Genomic DNA, 17,430 nt, shown 5'->3' with positions numbered 1-17,430 from the left:
GGACGGTGACCAGCACCGCTCCGCGCCCCTTCCCCGTCGGGCCGCTGCTGCTGTCGACCTTCCTCCCCACCCTCCTCTTCTCCATCGGCGAGGGGGCGATCATCCCCCTCCTGCCGGCCGCGGCCGGCGACCTCGGCGCGACGCTGGCCCTGGCGGGCCTCGTGGCGGGGATGATCATGATCGGCGAGCTGGCGGGCGATATCCCCAGCGGCTGGATCGTCTCCCGGATCGGCGAGCGCGGCGCGATGCTCGGAGCCTCGGCCGCGTCGATCCTCGGGCTCGTGGTGTGCCTGCTCTCGACGTCATGGGTCGGGCTGACGATCGGCGTCTTCGTGATCGGCCTCGCGACCGCGGTCTTCGCGCTGGCGCGGCACGCGTTCATGACGTCGTTCGTCCCGATCACGCACCGCGCCCGCGCGCTCAGCGCCCTCGCCGGGGCGTTCCGCGCCGGCTGGCTGATCGGCCCGTTCCTGGCGGCCGGGGTGGTGCACCTCACCGGCTCCGTCGAGTCCGTCTTCTGGGTGCACATCGTCTGCTGCGTGGCGGCGGTCGTGGTCCTGCTGCTCGTGCCCGACCCCGCGACGGTGCTGCGGCGGGCGCAGGCCGCGGCCGACCGCGCCGCTCCGGAGGACGTGGTCGCCGCGGAGGCGTCGGCGACCGTCCCGGAGTCGCCGCTGTCGCTGCTCGGGACGCTGCGCGAGCACCGCGGGGTCCTCGCTCGGATGGGGACCGGCGCCGCCGTGATCGGGGCGCTGCGGGCGAGCCGGACGCTGATCCTCCCCCTCTGGGCGGTGAGCATCGGGCTCGCCGAGACCGACACCGCGATCATCATCGGCATCGCCGGCGCGCTCGACTTCGCCCTCTTCTACGCCGGCGGCCAGCTGATGGACCGCTTCGGCCGGGGCGCCACCGCGATCCCCTCGATGATCGGCCTCGGGCTCGGCCACCTCGCCCTCGCCGCCTCGGTGCTCGCCCTCGATCCGGTGCCCTGGTTCGTCGCCGTGGCCTGCGTGCTCGCGGCCGCGAACGGCATCGGCTCCGGGATCCTGATGACCATCGGCGCCGATCTCGCGCCCCCCGCCGATCCGGCCCCGTTCCTCGGCGCGTTCCGCTTCACCGGCGACGCGGGCAACGCCGCCGCCCCGATCGTCGTGTCGGCGCTCACCGCCCTGATCTCCCTCCCCTTCGCCGCCGTCGTGATGGGGGTGCTCGGTCTGGGCGGAGCGGGGGCGCTCGCCCGCTGGATCCCGCGGTACCTCCCCCGGGCGGCCTCCCGCGGCTGAGGCGCGGGGCCCTCCTCCTACACTGGAGCCCGCACGCGGGAGTGGTGGAATGGCAGACACGCAGGATTTAGGTTCCTGTGCCGAGAGGCGTGAGGGTTCGAGTCCCTCCTTCCGCACGGGATCGGCCGGTACGCTGAGCGCGCTCGCGTGACCGCCGACCGGCCACCGGCCCCCGTCGACTGGAGATCCGTTGAATCACGCCGCCCTCGTCCCCTGGCTCGATCCGGAGACGATCCTGACCTCGTTCGGCCCCTGGGGTGTGCTCGTGGTCTGCCTCATCGTGTTCGCCGAGACCGGACTGCTGATCGGCTTCCTCTTCCCGGGCGACACGCTGCTGATCATCACGGGCCTGCTGGCGCACGAGAACGCGTCGAACGGCGGCCTCGGCGTCCCGATCTGGGTCATCTGCCTGGCCGTCGGGTTCTCGGCCTTCGTCGGCGGCGAGGTCGGCTACCTGATCGGGCACAAGGCCGGCCCGCGCATCTTCGAGCGCAAGGAGTCCGGCTTCTTCAGCATCGAGAACGTGAAGCGGACCAACGCGTTCTTCGAGCGCTTCGGCGGCCTCGCCGTGATCCTCGCGCGCTTCGTGCCGATCGTCCGCACCTTCGCGCCGATCGCGGCCGGCGTGGCCCACATGAACTACCGCAAGTACAGCCTCTACAACCTCATCGGCGCCCTGATCTGGGGCAGCGGGGTCACCCTGATCGGGTGGCTGCTCGCCTTCATCCCGCCGGTCGCCGACTTCGTTTCGCACTACATCGACGTGATCCTGATCGGCGCGGTCGTGCTCGCGCTGGTGCCGACGCTGTTCCACTTCTTCCAGCAGCAGCGCAAGGCGAAGCTCGCCGCCGACCCCGAGACCGACTCGACCGAGTCGGCCGCCTACGTGCTCGACGCCGACACGCTGGACGACAAGCACCCGAAGTCCTGACCTCCGCCTCCGCGAGACGCCACTCCGGCACGCGGCACGCCGACAGGCGTGCACCGGAGTGACATCCCGCGGTGGGAACCCGCCGGGGTCAGAGCCGGGCGGACAGGGCGGCGAGCTCGGCGCGCAGCGCGGTGAAGGCGCGGGCGCGGTGGCTCCGGGCGTTCTTCTGCTCGGGAGCGAGCTCGGCCGCCGTGAGCGCCCCGGCCTCGGGGACGAACACCGGGTCGTAGCCGTGGCCGTTCGCACCGCGGGGAGCCGTCGCGATCGCGCCGTCCCAGCGGCCCTCGACCACCGTCTCCTGTCCGCCCGGGAGCACGGAGTCCGGCACCACGAGGGCGATGGTGCAGCTGAAGTGCGCACCGCGGTGCTCCGCCTTCACGTCGTGCAGCTGCGCCAGGAGGAGCTCGAGGTTGGCTGTCGCGTCGTGCGCGCGTCCCGACCAGCGGGCCGAGAAGATGCCCGGCGCGCCGCCGAGGACGTCGACGCAGATCCCGGAGTCGTCCGCGAGCGCCACGAGGCCGGTGTGCGCCGCCGCCGCGCGCGCTTTGATCAGCGCGTTCTCGGCGAAGCTCACGCCGTCCTCGACGGGCTCGGGTCCGTCGTAGGCGCGGACGCCGACTCCGGGGAGCGCGCCGGCCAGCATGGCGCGGAACTCCTCCACCTTGCCCGCGTTGTGCGTGGCGAGGACGAGGTCCAGGCTCACGCTCCGGGCTCCGCGGCGAGCGCTTCGGCCTGGATGCGGGCGAGGTCGGCGGCACCGGCGACCGCGAGGTCGAGCAGGGCGTCGAGCTCGCGGCGGTCGAACGGGGCCCCCTCGGCGGTGCCCTGCACCTCGACGAACAGGCCGCGTCCGGTGACGACGACGTTCATGTCGGTCTCGGCGCGCACGTCCTCGACGTAGGCCAGGTCGAGCATCGGCACGCCGTCGATGATGCCGACGGACACGGCCGAGAGGCTGTCGATCAGCGGCTGCGCCTTCTGCCCCACGTACTTCTTGCCGCGCGCCCACTCGATCGCGTCGGCCATCGCCACGTAGGCGCCGGTGATCGCCGCGGTGCGGGTGCCGCCGTCGGCCTGGAGGACGTCGCAGTCGATGACGAGGGTGTTCTCGCCGAGCGCCTTCGTGTCGACCACCGCGCGCAGGCTCCGGCCGATCAGCCGGGAGATCTCGTGCGTGCGCCCGCCGACCTTCCCCTTGACCGACTCGCGGTCCATGCGGGAGTTGGTGGAGCGGGGCAGCATCGCGTACTCGGCGGTGACCCAGCCCTTGCCCTTGCCCTGCAGCCAGCGCGGCACGCCGTTCGTGAAGGAGGCGGTGCAGAGCACCCTGGTGTTCCCGAACGAGACGAGCGCGGAGCCCTCGGCCTGGGTGCTCCAGCCGCGCTCGATCGTCACGGTGCGCAGCTCGTCGGGCGCCCGCCCGTCCTTGCGCGCGGCCTTCGATGCGGTGCTGTCGGTCACTCGGGTCTCCCTCGGTCGTGCGGGAGCGCGGCCCGGTCGAGCTCGCGCAGGTTGATGGTGCCGGTCTCGACGAGGTCGACGCTCGAGACCTCCGGACCGAGGAAGCGGCGGGCGAGGCGGACGAAGTCGCTCGAGCCCGTCTCCTCCCACCGGTAGGTCGGAGGCGCGGCGGAGGTGCGCTGCAGGCCGTGCGCCACGAGGGTCCGGTAGACGTCGAGCGCGGTCTCCTCGGCGCTCGAGACGAGGCGGACGTCCGGCCCCATCACGTACGCGATGGCACCGCGCAGCAGCGGGTAGTGGGTGCAGCCGAGGACGAGCGTGTCGACCCCCGCGGCCTTGAGCGGCGCGAGGTACTCCTCCGCCACCGCGAGCAGCTCGTCGCTCCAGGTGACGCCCGCCTCGACGAACTCGACGAAGCGCGGGCAGGCGGCGGTGAACAGCTGCAGGTCGGGCGCGGCGACGAAGGCGTCGTCGTAGGCGCGGGAGCGGATCGTCCCGACCGTGCCGATCACCCCGACGCGGCGGTTGCGGGTGTCGCGGACAGCGCTGCGGACGGCGGGCTGGATGACCTCGATCACCGGGATGCCGCGGCCGAGCGTGTAGCGCTCGCGGGCGTCGCGCATCATCGCGGCCGAGGCGGTGTTGCAGGCGATGACGAGCAGCTTGGCGCCCTGGTCGACCAGGGTGTCGAGGGTGTCGAGGGCGTAGGCGCGGACGTCGGCGAGCGGCTTGGGCCCGTAGGGCGAGTGCGCGGTGTCGCCGAGGTAGACGATCGACTCGTTCTGCAGCTGGTCGATCACGGAGCGGGCGACGGTGAGCCCGCCGACTCCGGAGTCGAAGATGCCCAGCGGTGCGTCCGTCACGGAGGAACAGCCTACCCGCGCCCTGCGGCCCGGTCCCGGCCGCACGCCGTTCCCGGGCCCGGCGGCGTGCGCAAGCCCCGGCACCCGCGCCTGGGCCGCGCGGGGGCGGCCGTGGAACACTGAGCGGATGGACTCCACGGCCTTCCTCACCGACCGGTACGAGCTCACGATGGTCGAGGGCGCCCTCGGCAGCGGCACCGCCGACCGCCGCTGCATGTTCGAGGTGTTCGCCCGGAGCCTCCCGCCCGGACGCCGCTACGGCGTGCTCGCGGGCACCGGCCGGCTCCTCGAGCTGATCTCGCGCTTCCGCTTCGGCGACGACGAGCTGTCCTGGCTCCGCGAGAACCGCGTCGTCGACTCCCGCACGCTGGACTGGCTCGCCGACTACCGCTTCCGGGGCGACGTCTGGGGCTACCGCGAGGGCGAGGTCTACCTCCCGGGCTCCCCCGTGCTCATCGTCGAGGCGCCCTTCGCCGACGGCGTGCTGCTGGAGACCCTGGTGCTCAGCGTCCTCAACCACGACAGCGCCGTGGCGAGCGCCGCCGCGCGGATGGTCTCGGCCGCCGACGGGCGACCGCTCGCCGAGATGGGCTCGCGCCGCGCCGGCGAGCGGTCCGCCGTCGCCGCGGCTCGCGCCGCCTACATCGCCGGATTCGGCGCCTCCTCGAACCTGGAGGCGGGCCGCAGCTTCGGCGTGCCCACGATGGGCACCTCCGCGCACTCCTTCACCCTCCTCCACGACTCGGAGGAGGAGGCGTTCCGCGCGCAGGTCGCCGCGCTCGGCCCCGGCACGACCCTCCTGGTGGACACCTACGACGTGACAGCCGCCGTCGACCTGGCGGTCCGCGTCGCCGGCACCGGCCTCGGCGCTGTGCGCATCGACTCCGGCGACCTCCCCCAGCAGGTGGCCGCCGTCCGGCAGCAGCTGGACGCGCTCGGCGCGACCGGCACGCGCATCACCGTCACCAACGACCTCGACGAGTACGGGATCGCCGCGCTCGCGGCCTCGCCGGTCGACTCCTACGGTGTCGGCACCTCGGTGGCGACGGGCTCGGGCCACCCGACGGCGGGCATGGTCTACAAGCTGGTCGCGCACGAGGACGACGCGGGCGAGTGGGTCGCGGTGGCGAAGAAGTCGGTCTCGAAGGCGTCGATCGGCGGGCGGAAGGCCGCCGGCCGTCTGCTCTCGGACGACGGGGTCGCCGAGGCCGAGGTCGTGCACGTGGGCGCCGGCCCCGAGGGCGCCGTCGGCGAGGGCGAGCGGGCGCTGCTCGTCCCCCTGATCGAGGACGGGACGATCCGTCCCGAGCACCTCGGCATCGAGGGAGTGGCGGCCGCCCGCGCGCACCACGCGAACGCGGTCCTCGAGCTGCCGATCGACGCGCTCCGGCTCGGCCGCGGCGAGCCCGTCCTCCCGACCCGCTACGAGTGAGCGGGGCGGGAGCTCACTTCATCTTCGCGTAGATCTCCTTGCAGGCCGGGCACACCGGGAACTTCTCCGGGTCGCGGCCCGGGAGCCACTTCTTGCCGCAGAGCGCGCGGACCGGCTTGCCGGTGATGGCGCTCTCGAGGATCTTGTCCTTCGGCACGTAGTGGGAGAAGCGCTCGTGGTCGCCCGGCTCGATGGACTCCTGGTTGAGGAGCTCCTCGAGCTCGCGGTCGAGCGTGGCGGTTCCTCCGCCTCCCTCGAGGGGGTCGGTGCTGCTGTTCTGGACGCGCGGAATCATGCCGACGATCCTACGCGCGGAGCCCGGGCCCGCGGCCGTGCGCTCCGGATCGGGCGGCGCTAGTAGCGGCTGGTGAACGCGACCAGCTCGGTCGCGCGGCGCTCGAACAGCCGGCCGCCGAGGAGCACGCCGAGGGCGAAGACGACCACGGCGCTGCCGAAGCCGACGAGCACGGCGTCGCCCGCCGCCTCCGGGTCGACGAACAGGGCCCGGACGCCGAGCACCACGGCCGGAGCCGAGAGGAGCAGCCCCAGGCCGAACGCGAGGGACTGCGGACCGGCGCCACTGGCTCCGGGGGCCTGGGGCTGCGTGAACGCGCTGTCGCCCGGGCGCGGAGCCGGATAGGCGAGCCGTGCCGAGACGGCGCTGGCGACGCCGGCGGGGACGAGCAGGAGGCAGGTGTTCACCGCGAGCACGACGGGCAGCGCACCGGGGAGACCCGAGGTCGCGCTGCTGATCAGCGAGCCGAGCACGACGACCGGCACGCCGAGCAGGAGGGTCGGGAAGGCGCGGCCGAGCCGGTCCGACCAGCCGCGGACGCCCGCCGCCACGTGGAGCCAGAACGCCGATCCGTCGTAGGCGACGTCGTTGTGGAGGAACCAGCCGAGGAACAGCGCGATCAGCGGGACCGGGAGCAGCGAGAGCAGCGGGAAGGGGACGCCGACGACCGCGAGCAGCAGCAGGGCCGCGACCGGCAGCACCGGCACGGCGACGAGCGACGCCTGGTAGCGCGGATCCCGGAGCCAGTAGGTGATGCTGCGCGCCGCGATCGCGCCGGTCCGGGTCGAGCCGAGGACGTCGAACCAGCCCAGCCGGAGGCCGCGCGGCGGCCGGTGCGTGCGCTCGGGGCGCCCGGTCAGCAGGCGGACGACGAGCCACCAGAGCGCGCCCGCCGCGACGAGCGTCGCCAGTGCCAGCAGGAGCGGGCCGAGCGCGTCGCCGGTCCGGGCGGCCGGGGCGATCATCCACGCCGCGCCGAACGGAGTGGCCCCCATCGCCGCGCCCCAGCGCTCGAGCACCGGGGTGTCCCCCGTGTCGACCAGCGCGGCGGCGCCGAGGGCTGCGGGACCGCCGAGCATCAGCACCAGGCCGAGGACGGCCAGCAGCTCGCGGGCGGTCCGGGAGGGGACGAGGGCGGCGGAGGCGGCGAGGCCGATCCGCGCGAACAGCGAGGCCGTCGCCACCGCGAGGAGCGGGCCGACCACGGCGAGGGCGCCTGCGCCCGGGACGAGCGGCGCGCTCGCGAGCCCGACCACCAGCAGGGCGAGCGTGGGGACCGAGACGAGGCCGGCCAGGGCGAGCGCCCCGGCGAGGCGGAGCGGCGGAAGGCCGAAGAGGCGGAACGCGCGCGGATCCATCGGGTCGAGCGGGCCGAGCAGGAAGGGCAGCACCAGGAAGCCGACGGAGACGAGGCCGCCGGCGGTCACGAGAGCGCCCGCCGCCGCGTCCGAGGAGCGCAGAGCGCCGATCGCCGCGATCAGCAGGGCCGTCACCGCGACGACCACGAGCACGCCCAGGACGGCGCCGGCCGAGCGCGCGGGCCCGGAGCGGAACGCGCCCAGGAGGACGTCGACCCTCAGCCGGAGAAGTCGTGCAGCCACTGCAGCCCCTCGGCGATCTGCTTGCCGCCCGCGAGCTCGAGGAAGCGCTCCTCCAGCGTCGCGGTGCCGGCGACCTCCGCGACCGTCCCGGAGGCGAGCACGCGCCCGCCGACGATCACGGCCACGTCGTCGCAGACGCGCTCGATGAAGTCGAGCCCGTGGCTGGAGAGGACGACGGTGCCGCCGCCCTCGACGAAGCGGCGCAGCACGGTGATCACGGCGGCCGAGGAGACCGGGTCCACCGACTCGAACGGCTCGTCGAGGACCAGCACGCGCGGGGCGTGGATCATCGCCGCCGCGAGGGCGACCTTCTTCGCCATCCCCGCGGAGTAGTCCGAGATCAGGCGCTCCAGCGCGTCGGAGAGGCCGAGCGCCTCGGCCAGCTCGACCGTGCGCTGCTTCGCCGTGGCGAGGTCGATGCCGCGCAGCGCGGCGGAGTAGGCGAGGAACTGGGCGCCGGTGAGCCGGTCGAACAGCCGGAGGCGGTCGGGCAGGACCCCGATCAGCGGCTTCGCGGCCGACGGGTCCTTCCAGACGTCGACGCCGTGCACGAGGACGCGGCCGGTGTCGGGTCGCAGGAGGCCCGTCATCATCGAGAGCGTGGTGGTCTTGCCCGCGCCGTTCGGGCCGATGATCCCGTAGAAGGTCCCCGCGCGGACGGCCAGGTCGATGCGGTCGACCGCCACCGTCCTCCCGAAGGTCCGGGTCAGCTGGTGCAGCTCGAAGACGACGGGCGAGGCGCCGTCCGGATCCGCGGCACCCTCAGCGGGCTCGGCGTTCGTCACGGACGTCATCCGGCTACGGTACCAACTCGCCCGCGGGCCCCCGGCGCCCGCGCCGACACCCGGCGACACGGCGAGAGGTCAACCACCCTGGCCCCGGGGGGCGTGAACTGTACACTAGGTCTCTACCCGAGGAGTCGACCAGATCGAGACGCAGCGGTTAATTCGAGGAGAACACACGATGATGCACACAGGTTCGACGAGCAGCAGCCCTGCCACCGTCGTCATCCTCGCCGCAGGGATGGGCAGCCGGCTCGGCCGCTCCCTCCCCAAGCCGCTCACGCCGCTCAGCGACGGGCGCACGATCATGCAGCAGCAGTTCGACAACATCCACCACGCCTTCGGCACGAAGGTCCCGGTGAGCATCGTCGTCGGCTACAAGCTCGAGCACATCATCGAGGCCTTCCCCTCGGCGACGTTCGTCTACAACGAGCAGTACGACCAGACCAACACCTCCAAGAGCCTCCTCCGCGCGCTGCAGGCGAGCGGGCAGGGCGGCGTGCTGTGGATGAACGGCGACGTCGTCTTCGACCCGCGCATCCTCGACCGGGCAGCCGCGCTGATCGCGAAGGACGTCTCCTTCGTCACCGTCAACACCTCGAAGGTGTCGGACGAGGAGGTCAAGTACACGACGAGCGCCGAGGGCTTCATCCAGGAGCTCTCCAAGACGGTGCGCGGCGGCCTCGGCGAGGCGGTCGGGATCAACTACGTGTCCGCCTCCGACAAGGCCGCGCTGGTGCGCCAGCTCGCCCGGGTCGACGCCCAGGACTACTTCGAGCGTGGCATAGAGTTGGCGATCGAGCAGGACCGCCTGCTCGTCGAGCCGATGGACATCTCCGACCTCTACGCCGTCGAGGTGGACTTCGCCGAGGACCTCGAGCGCGCGAACCTCTTCGTCTGACGCTCTCGGCTCCTCCCCCGGCTCGAGCGGAGCCGACGGGAGGAGTCGCGCAGTGAGCACGGCCGACACCCTCGCGACCGAGACGGCGCTGCGCCACCGGCGCTCCCGGGCCTGGCGCTACCGCCACTCCCTCTGGCTGCTCACCAGGCGCGACCTCACCGTCCGGTACGCCACGAGCGCGCTCGGCTACGTCTGGTCGGTGCTCGACCCGCTCGTGATGTCGGGCATCTACTTCTTCGTCTTCACCGTCGTCTTCCAGCGGACCGTCGGCGAGGACCCGTACATCGTCTTCCTGCTCGCGGGCCTGCTGCCGTGGATGTGGTTCAACCAATCGACCTCCGACGCGACCCGCGCGTTCCTCCGCGAGGCGAAGCTGGTGCGGTCGACGTCGATCCCGCGGACCATCTGGGTCGGGCGGATCGTGCTCTCGAAGGGCATCGAGTTCGTGGCGAGCCTGCCGGTGCTGGTGCTCTTCGCCGTGATCGCCGGCGCGCACCTGACCTGGGCGGCGCTGCTGTTCCCCGTGGCGATCCTGCTGCAGGCGGTGCTCACGCTCGGCGTGGGTCTGCTGGTGGCCCCGCTCGTGGTGTTCTTCCGCGATCTGGAGCGGGCCGTGAAGCTCGTGCTCCGGTTCCTCTTCTACGCGTCGCCGATCATCTACTCCACGGCCAACCTGCCGGAGCAGATCCGGCCGCTCGCGGCGCTCAACCCGCTCAGCGGGATCTTCGCCCTCTACCGCTCCGCGTTCTTCGAGAGCGAGCTCGACGTCCCGCTCATCCTCGCCTCCGCGGGCCTCTCGGTGCTCGTGCTGGTGCTGGGCCTCGTCGTCTTCCGCCGCTCCGAGCGCGCGGTGCTGAAGGAGCTGTGATGGCCGACGCCCCGGTGGTCATCGAGTGCCGCGGCCTCGGGATCCGCTTCCGCCGCAACCGGCGGGGCCGCCGCTCCTTCAAGGACCTCTTCGCCGGCCGCTCCCGCCGCTCGCGGCCCGGCGAGTTCTGGGCGCTGCGCGGGCTCGACGTGCAGGTGCGGGCGGGCGAGGCCATCGGTGTCGTCGGCCGGAACGGTCAGGGCAAGTCGACGCTGCTCAAGCTCGTCGCCGGCGTCGTGCTGCCGGACGAGGGTGCGGTGGAGGTGCGCGGGGGCGTCGCTCCGCTCATCGAGATCACCGGCGGCTTCGTGGCCGACCTGAGCGTCCGCGAGAACGTCTACCTGACCGCGGGTCTCCACGGGATGTCCAAGCGCGAGGTCGACGCGCGCTTCGACTCGATCATCGAGTTCGCCGAGATCGGCGACTTCCTCGACACCCCCTACAAGCACCTCTCGAGCGGGATGAAGGTGCGCATCGCCTTCTCCGTCGTGTCGCGGCTCGAGGAGCCGATCATCCTGGTGGACGAGGTGCTCGCGGTCGGCGACAGGGCGTTCCGCGAGAAGTGCTACGCGCGGATCGAGGAGCTGCTCGCCTCCGGCCGCACCCTCTTCTTCGTCTCGCACAACGAGCGCGACCTCCGCCGCTTCTGCACGCGCGGCCTCTACCTGGACAAGGGCCGCCTGGTGCTGGACGCGCCGATCGAGGAGGTGCTCGCGCGTTACGCTGAGGACTACGCGCCGACACCGCGGAGCAGCACGGCGCCGGCCGAGGGCCCGCCCGTCCAGGGCACCGTCTCCGACGACTGACCCCTCCCGCACGCGGCGCCCGAGGACGCAGGAGTGCACGACATGGCCCAGAAGGACCGCAAGCGCGAGCGCGCCGTGGAGAGGGCCGGCGAGGTGGAGCAGGCCGACGGCTCCGAGAACGCTCAGCTGGCGAAGCTGCTCGACCGGCTCCTCGCGGTGCAGCGCCCGGCCGTGCTGGCGAACATCCGCCTGCTGCGGCGCCGGCGTCCCGGGGCGACTCCGGAGCAGATCATCACGTCGCTCGAGCGGCAGTACCTCTCGAGCGTGGCCGCGGGAGGCGCGGCGATCGGGGCGACCGCCGTCGTCCCCGGCATCGGCACGGCCGCCTCGGTGGCTCTCTCCGGCGCGGGAGCCGCAGGGTTCCTGGAGGCGAGCGCGCTCTTCGCGCAGTCGGTGACGGAGGTGCACGGGATCCCGCTCGAGGACCCGGACCGCGCGCGGGCCCTCGTGCTCACGCTGATGATGGGCTCCTCCGGCAGCGAGATGGTACGCCAGGTGGCCGGGCAGGCCGTCGGCGGGGGCAGCGGCCTCAACCAGTACTGGGGCTCCGTGGTCACGAAGGGCCTGCCGTCCTTCCTCGTGGGCGAGCTGGCGGACCGCGCCAAGAAGTCCTTCGCCAAGCACTTCCTCGCCCAGCAGGGCGCGGGCCTGGTCGGCCGGGCGATGCCGTTCGGGATCGGAGCGGCACTGGGCGGCGTCGGCAACGCGATGCTGGGCCGCAAGGTGATCCACAGCGCGCGCGATGCGTTCGGGCCGGCACCGCAGGCGTTCGGCAACACCCTCGTGCTCGAGCCGACCCGCGCCGAGCGGAAGGCGCTGGCCGCCGCGCCGGCCGAGCCGCTGGCGCTGTTCGTCCGCGACTACGGCGGAACGGGCGAGCGGACGGCGCTCCTCCTCCACGGCCTCGGCTCCGACTCCCGGATCTGGTACGCCCTGGTCCCGACGCTGCACGAGCACGGCTACCGCGTGGTGGCCCCCGATCTCGCCGGTCACGGCGGCTCGCCGGCGTCGCCCGTGTACTCGCCGGAGCGCTGGGCGTCGGACGTCCGCGCCTCGGTGCTGCAGACCCCCGATCTCGTCATCGGCCACGGCCTCGGCGCCGTCGTCGCCACCCGGCTCGCCCCGGAGTACGGCGCCGACCGGCTCGTCCTGCTCGACCCCGCGTTCTCGGACGCCCGCGGACTGACGAGCGCGCTCCACCGCGGCGGCTCGGTCGCGCACGTCGAGAAGGGCGACGCCGACTCGCTCCGCCACCGCCACCCGATCTGGACGGACGAGCAGATCGAGCTCGACGTGTCGGCCCACGCGCTCTGGGAGCAGGACTCCGCCGGCGGGCTGACGGCACGGGGTGCGGCCGAGGCCCCCGAGACGTTCCCCGTGCCGACGCTCGCCGTGATGCCTGAGGACCCGCTGGGCCACGGCTCGCTGAGCGGCGTCCTCGCCGGCCGCGGCGTCGAGGTGCGGACCGTGCCGGGGGGCGGGGCCTCGATCCTCCGTGAGGACCGCGCGGCGCTGATCGCGGCGCTGGAGGACCGGATCTAGCTCAGACCATCCTGCTCGGCGCGGGCCGCGCGCTGTGGTCCGGAGCCGTCGGAGGCGTTCGGTCAGCGTTCCCGAGGCCGGCGCCCGGGCGCGACGAGCGGCATCCCGAGCACGGTGCGGACGAGTCCGCCGCCGTCGCGGTCCTCGGCGATCACGCGGAGGCCGGTCTTCTCGGCGACGCGCCTCGAGGCGGCGTTGTCCGGGTGCACGAGCGCCACGAGTCGTCCCGCGAGGCGGTGGGCGAGCGCGAGGTCGCGGCAGGCCGCAGCCGCCTCGGTGGCGTAGCCGCGGCCGTGCAGACCGGCCCGCACGTGGTAGCCGACCTCGAGCTCGATCCCGCCGTCGACGCGCTGCCAGGTCAACCCGCAGTCGCCGACGAACTCGCCGTCGAGGGTCTCGACGATCCACAGCCCGAAGCCGTGCTCGCGGTAGTTGCGCCGGTTCCACTCGATCCAGGCGGCTGCCTGCTCGCGGTCCTTCGGCGCGGGGTAGTACCGCATCACGACCGGGTCGCCGAGCAGGTCCGCCATGTCGGGGAGGTCCTCAGCGGTCATCTCGCGGAAGCGCAGCCGAGCGGTGGCGGCGGGGATCATCGGGTCAGGCTGCTCGGCCTGCGACTGCGGAGACGGCGACCGGGACCGTCGTCGAGCGCTCGATCCATCCGGCCGCCGCCCCGGCCCTACTTCTCCGCCTTGGCGGCGGCCTTCGCGGCCTGCTTGGTGGCGCGGACCTTCGTCAGCGACTCCGGAGAGACGATGTCGGCGACCGAGCGGAAGGTGCCCTCCTCTCCGTAGGCGCCCGCGGCCGAGCGCCAGCCCTCCCCCGAGAATCCGCGCTGCTTGCCGAGAAGGGCGAGGTAGATCCGCGCCTTCTGCTCGCCGAAGCCGGGCAGCGCCTTCAGACGCGCGAGGACCGTGCGGCCGTCGGGCTCGTCCCGCGTCCAGACGGCCGCGGCGTCGCCGTCCCAGTCGTCGACCAGAGCGCGGCAGAGGACCTGCACGCGCCCCGCCATGCTCGCCGGGTAGCGGTGGATCGCGGGCGGAGTCCGGCAGAGCTCCGAGAACGCGTCCTCGTCGAAGCCCGCGATCGACGCGGCGTCGAACGAGGCGCCCTCCGCCTCGAGGCGCTCCTCGATCTTGCGGGGCCCGGAGAAGGCCGTCTCCATCGCGACCTGCTGGTCGAGGAGCATCCCGATCAGCAGGGCCAGCGGGTCGCGGCTGAGCAGCGCGTCGGCGTCGGGGTCGTCGGTGATGTGCAGGGCGGAGTCGCGGGTCATCCTCCAGGGATACCACGGACGGCCCCGGCGGCGAGCGCGCGGACGATCCGGTCGACCAGGTCCAGCGCCGCAGCGAGCTCGAGGTCGCCGACATGGCCGTAGCCGAGGACCAGCGCCTCGGTCGCAGCCCGTCCCGACAGGGCGTACTCGTGCAGAGTGGCGACGAGCAGTCCCTCTCGGAGCAGCGCGGCCGCGACGGCGTGCGCGTTCAGAGGCGCGGGCAGGGAGAGGACGACGTGCAGACCCCCGTCGAGTCCGCTCGCGCGCCCCCACGGCACCGACTCCCCGAAGGCGTGGACCAGCTCACGGCGGTGGGCGTAGCGCCGTCTCGAGCGCGTGAGATGCCTCCGGAACGCCCCGCTCGCCATGAACTGCGCGAGCGCCGCCTGCGTCGGACCCGAGGCGGAGGCGTCCTTCTCGTCGTCGAGGCCGGCCAGCGCCCCGCGGAGCCAGGACGCCGGCGGAACGGCCAGGTAGGCGATGCGGAGCCACGGCGAGACGGTCTTCGAGAACGACCCGACATGGGCGACTCCGCCGCCGGAGTCGAGCGAGGCGAGCGCGGGCAGCGGGGCGCCGACGTAGCGGAACTCGCTGTCGTAGTCGTCCTCCACCACGAGCAGGGGGCCGGCCGACGCGCGGCGCACCAGCTCCAGGCGCTCGGCAAGGGCGAGCCTGCCTCCGGTCGGGTACTGGTGCGACGGAGTCACGACGACCACGTCCGCGCCGGAGCTCGCGAGAGCGTCGAGGTCGATGCCGTCGCCGAGCACCGGGACGCCGACGACCTCGTGCCCGTCGGCGCGCAGGCGGCGCCGCACGGCCGGGTAGCCGGGGTCCTCGACGGCGACGCGCACCTCGCGTCCGAGCGAGGCCGAGGCGGCGCGGGCCAGGAGCGCGACGGCGCCCGCGGTGCCGCTGGTCACCACCACGTCCGACGCCTGCACGTCGACGCCGCGGGACCGGCGCAGCTGCTCGGCGATCCGCTCCCGCAGGGCCGGGTCCCCGGAACCCCGAGGAGGCGCCGAGGGCGGCGAGGCGAGCGCCAGGCGCCAGGCGGCCCGCCACTCCGGGGTGTCGAGGGCGCGGGTGTCCGGCCGGCCCGGCCTCAGGTCCGCCGCGGCGGGCGGGACGACGGTCTCCCGGGACTCCGGCCGCGGCTCCTGCGGCGCCGGCGCCAGCAGTCCGTCGGAGGCGACCGTCACCGCTGCGCGCGGGTGGGCGACGAGGTAGCCCTCCCCCACCAGCTGATCCACCGCGGCGACGACGGAGCCCCGCGAGACGCCGAGCCGCTCGGCGAGCACGCGGCTCGACGGGATCGGATCGCCCGCCCGGTAGCGCCCGTCCAGCACCGCCTGGCGCAGCGCCTCGGCGAGCCCGGCGCGGACCGAGCCGCGCGGCGACGGCCCGAGGAGGAGCGGGATCTCCAGATCGCCCGACGCCATCGACCGCTCCGCTCTGGACCACTCCGATCGCGGCCCAGTGGCATCCTGGCAGATCCAGTCGGCGCGGGACGATTCCGACATGGACAGCCTCCCCGTCACCGACCGCACCCGCGTCTCCCGTCTCCGCGACCGCCAGCGCACCGATCCCGCCGAGCTGCACGCCCTGCTCGACGAGGCGCTCGTCGCCCACGTCGCCGTCGTGCGGGACGGCGCCGCGATCGTGCTGCCGATCCTCTTCGCCCGCGACGGCGACTCCCTCCTGCTGCACGGGTCGAGCGGCGGAGGGCTGCTGCGGGAGGCGGCGCGGCACTCGCTCCTCACCGCCTCGGTCACGCTGGTCGACGGACTGGTCGTCGCCCGCTCCACCTTCGACAGCTCGATGAACTACCGCTCGGCGATGGTGATCGGCCGGGCCGAGGCGCTGGAGGGCGAGGAGAAGGCGCGGGCCCTCGATCTGCTGGTGGCACGCCTCCTCCCGGGGCGCGACGAGGAGGTGCGAGCGAGCTCCGCCCGCGAGATCGCGGCCACGCTGGTGCTGCGCCTCCCCCTGGCCGAGGCGAGCCTGAAGGTGCGCGCGTACGGAGCCGGCGACGAGCCGGAGGCCGGGGTCTGGGCGGGCGTCGTGCCGCTGGTCACCCGCACGCTCGCGCCGGTGCCGGCGGAGGAGGGCGTCGCGGTCCCGGAGTCGGTCCGCCGCTTCAGCGCTGCGGTCGACGGCGCGGTGCCGCCCTGGCGCTGAGCGGACCGGCCGTCGCGGTGCGGTCCGCTACTTGGCGTCCTGACGGGGGAAGACGACCTTCTGCACGACGATGATCACCGAGGCCGCCACCGGGATCGCGACCAGGGCGCCGAGCACGCCCGCGATGGTGCCGCCCGCGACCGCCGCGATCACGACGACCGCACCGGGGACCGAGACGGCCTTGTTCATGATGCGGGGGCTGAGGAGGTACGCCTCGACCTGCATGTAGACGAGGTAGTAGATCGCGGCGACCAGCGCGGTCAGCGGCGAGGCCAGGAGGCAGGCGAGCGAGATGATCACGGCGCCCGAGAGCGTGCCGACCAGCGGGATCAGGGAGCCGAGGAACGCGACGCAGGCCAGCAGCGCCGGCACCGGGGCGCCGATCGAGAGCAGCAGGACGAACGTGAGCACGCCGTTCACGCCGGCGAGCGAGACCTGGCCGACCACGTAGCGGCCCACGGCGCCGGTGATCTCGTCGCCGACCTCGTGCGCCTTCGCGCGGTGCGAGGCGGGGGCGAAGCGGTAGGCGACGGCCTTCATCGAGCGCAGCGACGCGAGGAAGTACAGCGTCAGGATCAGCACGATGACGGCGCCGGTCACGCCGCTGGCAATCCCGGTCCCGACCGCGATCAGTCCGCCGCCGAGCGAGAGCAGGTTGTTGGGGTTGCCGATGAAGCTCTGGACGCTCTCGATCAGCTCGTCGATGTCGATCACGCCGCGCAGCTGCTGCTCGAGGTCGAGCACCCACTGCTGCGAGGCGATGTCGGTGACGATCTGCGGGGCGCTCGTGACGAACATCGTCAGCTGCTCGACCAGGATCGGGATGATGTAGACCAGCAGGCCGGCGAAGATCAGCACCACCGCGGCGAAGACCGCCGTGATCGCGAGCGGCCTCGGCAGGCGCTTGCTCTCGAGCCAGGAGACCAGCGGATCGAGGCCGAGCGCGAAGAACAGCGCCACGAAGATGTAGGTCAGCACCGTGCCCAGCTGCACGACGAGGCCGCCCAGGACGAGCGCCACCAGCACGCCGAGCGCGCCGAACAGGCCGATGCGGAAGGAGCGGATCGTGAAGACCGGCTTCTCCGGGTCGGCGGAGACCACGATGTCCGGCTCGACCGCGGGCTGGGCGGGTGCCGACCGGCGCCGGCGGGAGCGGGCGAAGGCGCGCGGGGTCATCATGGGACGAGCGTAGCGGGGCGCCGGGAGGCCGC

Annotated in this window: 18 protein-coding genes and 1 tRNA gene; 9 read left to right on the top strand and 10 right to left on the bottom strand. The window is 73.5% G+C overall.

The window, feature by feature from the left end; translation table 11 throughout:
* Positions 1-5 precede the first annotated feature (5 nt).
* The 3 genes from C5C71_RS06830 (at position 6) to C5C71_RS06820 (ending at position 2,214) form a co-directional block, all read left to right on the top strand.
* Positions 6-1,283 (top strand): MFS transporter, encoded by a 1,278-nt coding sequence (locus tag C5C71_RS06830; RefSeq protein WP_258068665.1) that lies wholly within the window; start codon positions 6-8, stop codon positions 1,281-1,283.
* A gap of 35 nt (positions 1,284-1,318) precedes the next feature.
* Positions 1,319-1,399 (top strand) — tRNA-Leu (locus C5C71_RS06825).
* Between the two features lie 74 nt (positions 1,400-1,473).
* Positions 1,474-2,214: a DedA family protein gene (locus C5C71_RS06820; RefSeq protein ID WP_104223563.1), complete on the top strand. Its 741-nt coding sequence runs from the start codon at positions 1,474-1,476 to the stop codon at positions 2,212-2,214.
* A gap of 88 nt (positions 2,215-2,302) precedes the next feature.
* Here C5C71_RS06820 and rdgB read toward each other — a convergent pair whose 3' ends face one another.
* The 3 genes from rdgB to murI are packed head-to-tail and all read right to left on the bottom strand — an operon-like array spanning position 2,303 to position 4,538.
* Positions 2,303-2,917 (bottom strand): RdgB/HAM1 family non-canonical purine NTP pyrophosphatase, encoded by a 615-nt coding sequence (rdgB, locus tag C5C71_RS06815; protein WP_104223564.1) that lies wholly within the window; start codon positions 2,915-2,917, stop codon positions 2,303-2,305.
* Positions 2,914-3,675, bottom strand: coding sequence for a ribonuclease PH (gene rph, locus C5C71_RS06810; protein ID WP_104223565.1), 762 nt, complete (start codon positions 3,673-3,675; stop codon positions 2,914-2,916). The genes rdgB and rph overlap by 4 nt, the downstream gene beginning before the upstream one ends.
* Positions 3,672-4,538 carry a glutamate racemase gene (gene murI / locus C5C71_RS06805; protein ID WP_104223566.1) on the bottom strand — a complete coding sequence of 289 codons (867 nt, stop codon included), beginning with the start codon at positions 4,536-4,538 and terminating at the stop codon, positions 3,672-3,674. The genes rph and murI overlap by 4 nt, the downstream gene beginning before the upstream one ends.
* Positions 4,539-4,665: 127 nt before the next feature.
* Here murI and C5C71_RS06800 point away from each other — a divergent pair, with 127 nt between their 5' ends.
* Positions 4,666-5,970, top strand: a complete 1,305-nt coding sequence (locus tag C5C71_RS06800) for a nicotinate phosphoribosyltransferase (RefSeq protein WP_104267045.1) — start codon at positions 4,666-4,668, stop codon at positions 5,968-5,970.
* A 13-nt stretch (positions 5,971-5,983) separates the two neighbouring features.
* On the opposite strand, the gene C5C71_RS06795 is transcribed toward C5C71_RS06800, so the two are convergent.
* The 3 genes from C5C71_RS06795 to C5C71_RS06785 are packed head-to-tail and all read right to left on the bottom strand — an operon-like array spanning position 5,984 to position 8,660.
* Positions 5,984-6,265, bottom strand: a complete 282-nt coding sequence (locus tag C5C71_RS06795; RefSeq protein WP_104223568.1) for a DUF3039 domain-containing protein — start codon at positions 6,263-6,265, stop codon at positions 5,984-5,986.
* A 59-nt stretch (positions 6,266-6,324) separates the two neighbouring features.
* The gene (locus tag C5C71_RS06790) at positions 6,325-7,866 is read right to left on the bottom strand and encodes an ABC transporter permease (RefSeq protein ID WP_104337380.1); all 1,542 of its coding nucleotides are present in this window, start codon (positions 7,864-7,866) and stop codon (positions 6,325-6,327) included.
* A complete protein-coding gene (locus tag C5C71_RS06785) occupies positions 7,842-8,660 on the bottom strand; it encodes an ABC transporter ATP-binding protein (protein WP_104223570.1) in 819 nt (272 codons plus the stop codon). The genes C5C71_RS06790 and C5C71_RS06785 overlap by 25 nt, the downstream gene beginning before the upstream one ends.
* A 172-nt stretch (positions 8,661-8,832) precedes the next feature.
* Between C5C71_RS06785 and C5C71_RS06780 the strand changes: the two genes are divergently transcribed.
* From C5C71_RS06780 to C5C71_RS06765, 4 genes are read left to right on the top strand one after another with little or no spacing between them, the layout of a single operon-like run.
* Entirely contained in the window at positions 8,833-9,549 is a 717-nt protein-coding gene (locus C5C71_RS06780; RefSeq protein WP_104226983.1) for an NTP transferase domain-containing protein, read from the top strand.
* Positions 9,550-9,601: 52 nt separating this feature from the next.
* A complete protein-coding gene (locus C5C71_RS06775; RefSeq protein WP_374954288.1) occupies positions 9,602-10,417 on the top strand; it encodes an ABC transporter permease in 816 nt (271 codons plus the stop codon).
* Positions 10,417-11,223, top strand: a complete 807-nt coding sequence (locus C5C71_RS06770; RefSeq protein ID WP_104223571.1) for an ABC transporter ATP-binding protein — start codon at positions 10,417-10,419, stop codon at positions 11,221-11,223. Before C5C71_RS06775 ends, C5C71_RS06770 begins: the two co-directional genes overlap by 1 nt.
* 42 nt (positions 11,224-11,265) lie before the next feature.
* A complete protein-coding gene (locus tag C5C71_RS06765; protein ID WP_104337379.1) occupies positions 11,266-12,765 on the top strand; it encodes an alpha/beta fold hydrolase in 1,500 nt (499 codons plus the stop codon).
* A gap of 62 nt (positions 12,766-12,827) precedes the next feature.
* Here C5C71_RS06765 and C5C71_RS06760 read toward each other — a convergent pair whose 3' ends face one another.
* From C5C71_RS06760 to C5C71_RS06750, 3 genes are all read right to left on the bottom strand, one after another.
* The gene (locus C5C71_RS06760) at positions 12,828-13,358 is read right to left on the bottom strand and encodes a GNAT family N-acetyltransferase (RefSeq protein WP_104247834.1); all 531 of its coding nucleotides are present in this window, start codon (positions 13,356-13,358) and stop codon (positions 12,828-12,830) included.
* Between the two features lie 86 nt (positions 13,359-13,444).
* On the bottom strand, positions 13,445-14,041 hold the full coding sequence (locus C5C71_RS06755) for an HhH-GPD-type base excision DNA repair protein (protein ID WP_104337378.1): 597 nt from the start codon (positions 14,039-14,041) through the stop codon (positions 13,445-13,447).
* Entirely contained in the window at positions 14,038-15,480 is a 1,443-nt protein-coding gene (locus C5C71_RS06750; protein WP_181065660.1) for a PLP-dependent aminotransferase family protein, read from the bottom strand. The genes C5C71_RS06755 and C5C71_RS06750 overlap by 4 nt, the downstream gene beginning before the upstream one ends.
* A 79-nt stretch (positions 15,481-15,559) precedes the next feature.
* Here C5C71_RS06750 and C5C71_RS06745 point away from each other — a divergent pair, with 79 nt between their 5' ends.
* Positions 15,560-16,219 (top strand): pyridoxamine 5'-phosphate oxidase family protein, encoded by a 660-nt coding sequence (locus C5C71_RS06745; protein WP_104262676.1) that lies wholly within the window; start codon positions 15,560-15,562, stop codon positions 16,217-16,219.
* A gap of 27 nt (positions 16,220-16,246) precedes the next feature.
* On the opposite strand, the gene C5C71_RS06740 is transcribed toward C5C71_RS06745, so the two are convergent.
* Positions 16,247-17,398 carry an AI-2E family transporter gene (locus C5C71_RS06740; protein WP_258068664.1) on the bottom strand — a complete coding sequence of 384 codons (1,152 nt, stop codon included), beginning with the start codon at positions 17,396-17,398 and terminating at the stop codon, positions 16,247-16,249.
* Positions 17,399-17,430 lie beyond the last annotated feature (32 nt).

Origin of the sequence: Rathayibacter sp. AY1C1 (genome assembly GCF_002932105.1) — a bacterium.
In the GTDB taxonomy this organism is placed as follows: domain Bacteria; phylum Actinomycetota; class Actinomycetes; order Actinomycetales; family Microbacteriaceae; genus Rathayibacter.
This window is presented reverse-complemented; position numbering and strand designations above follow the sequence as displayed.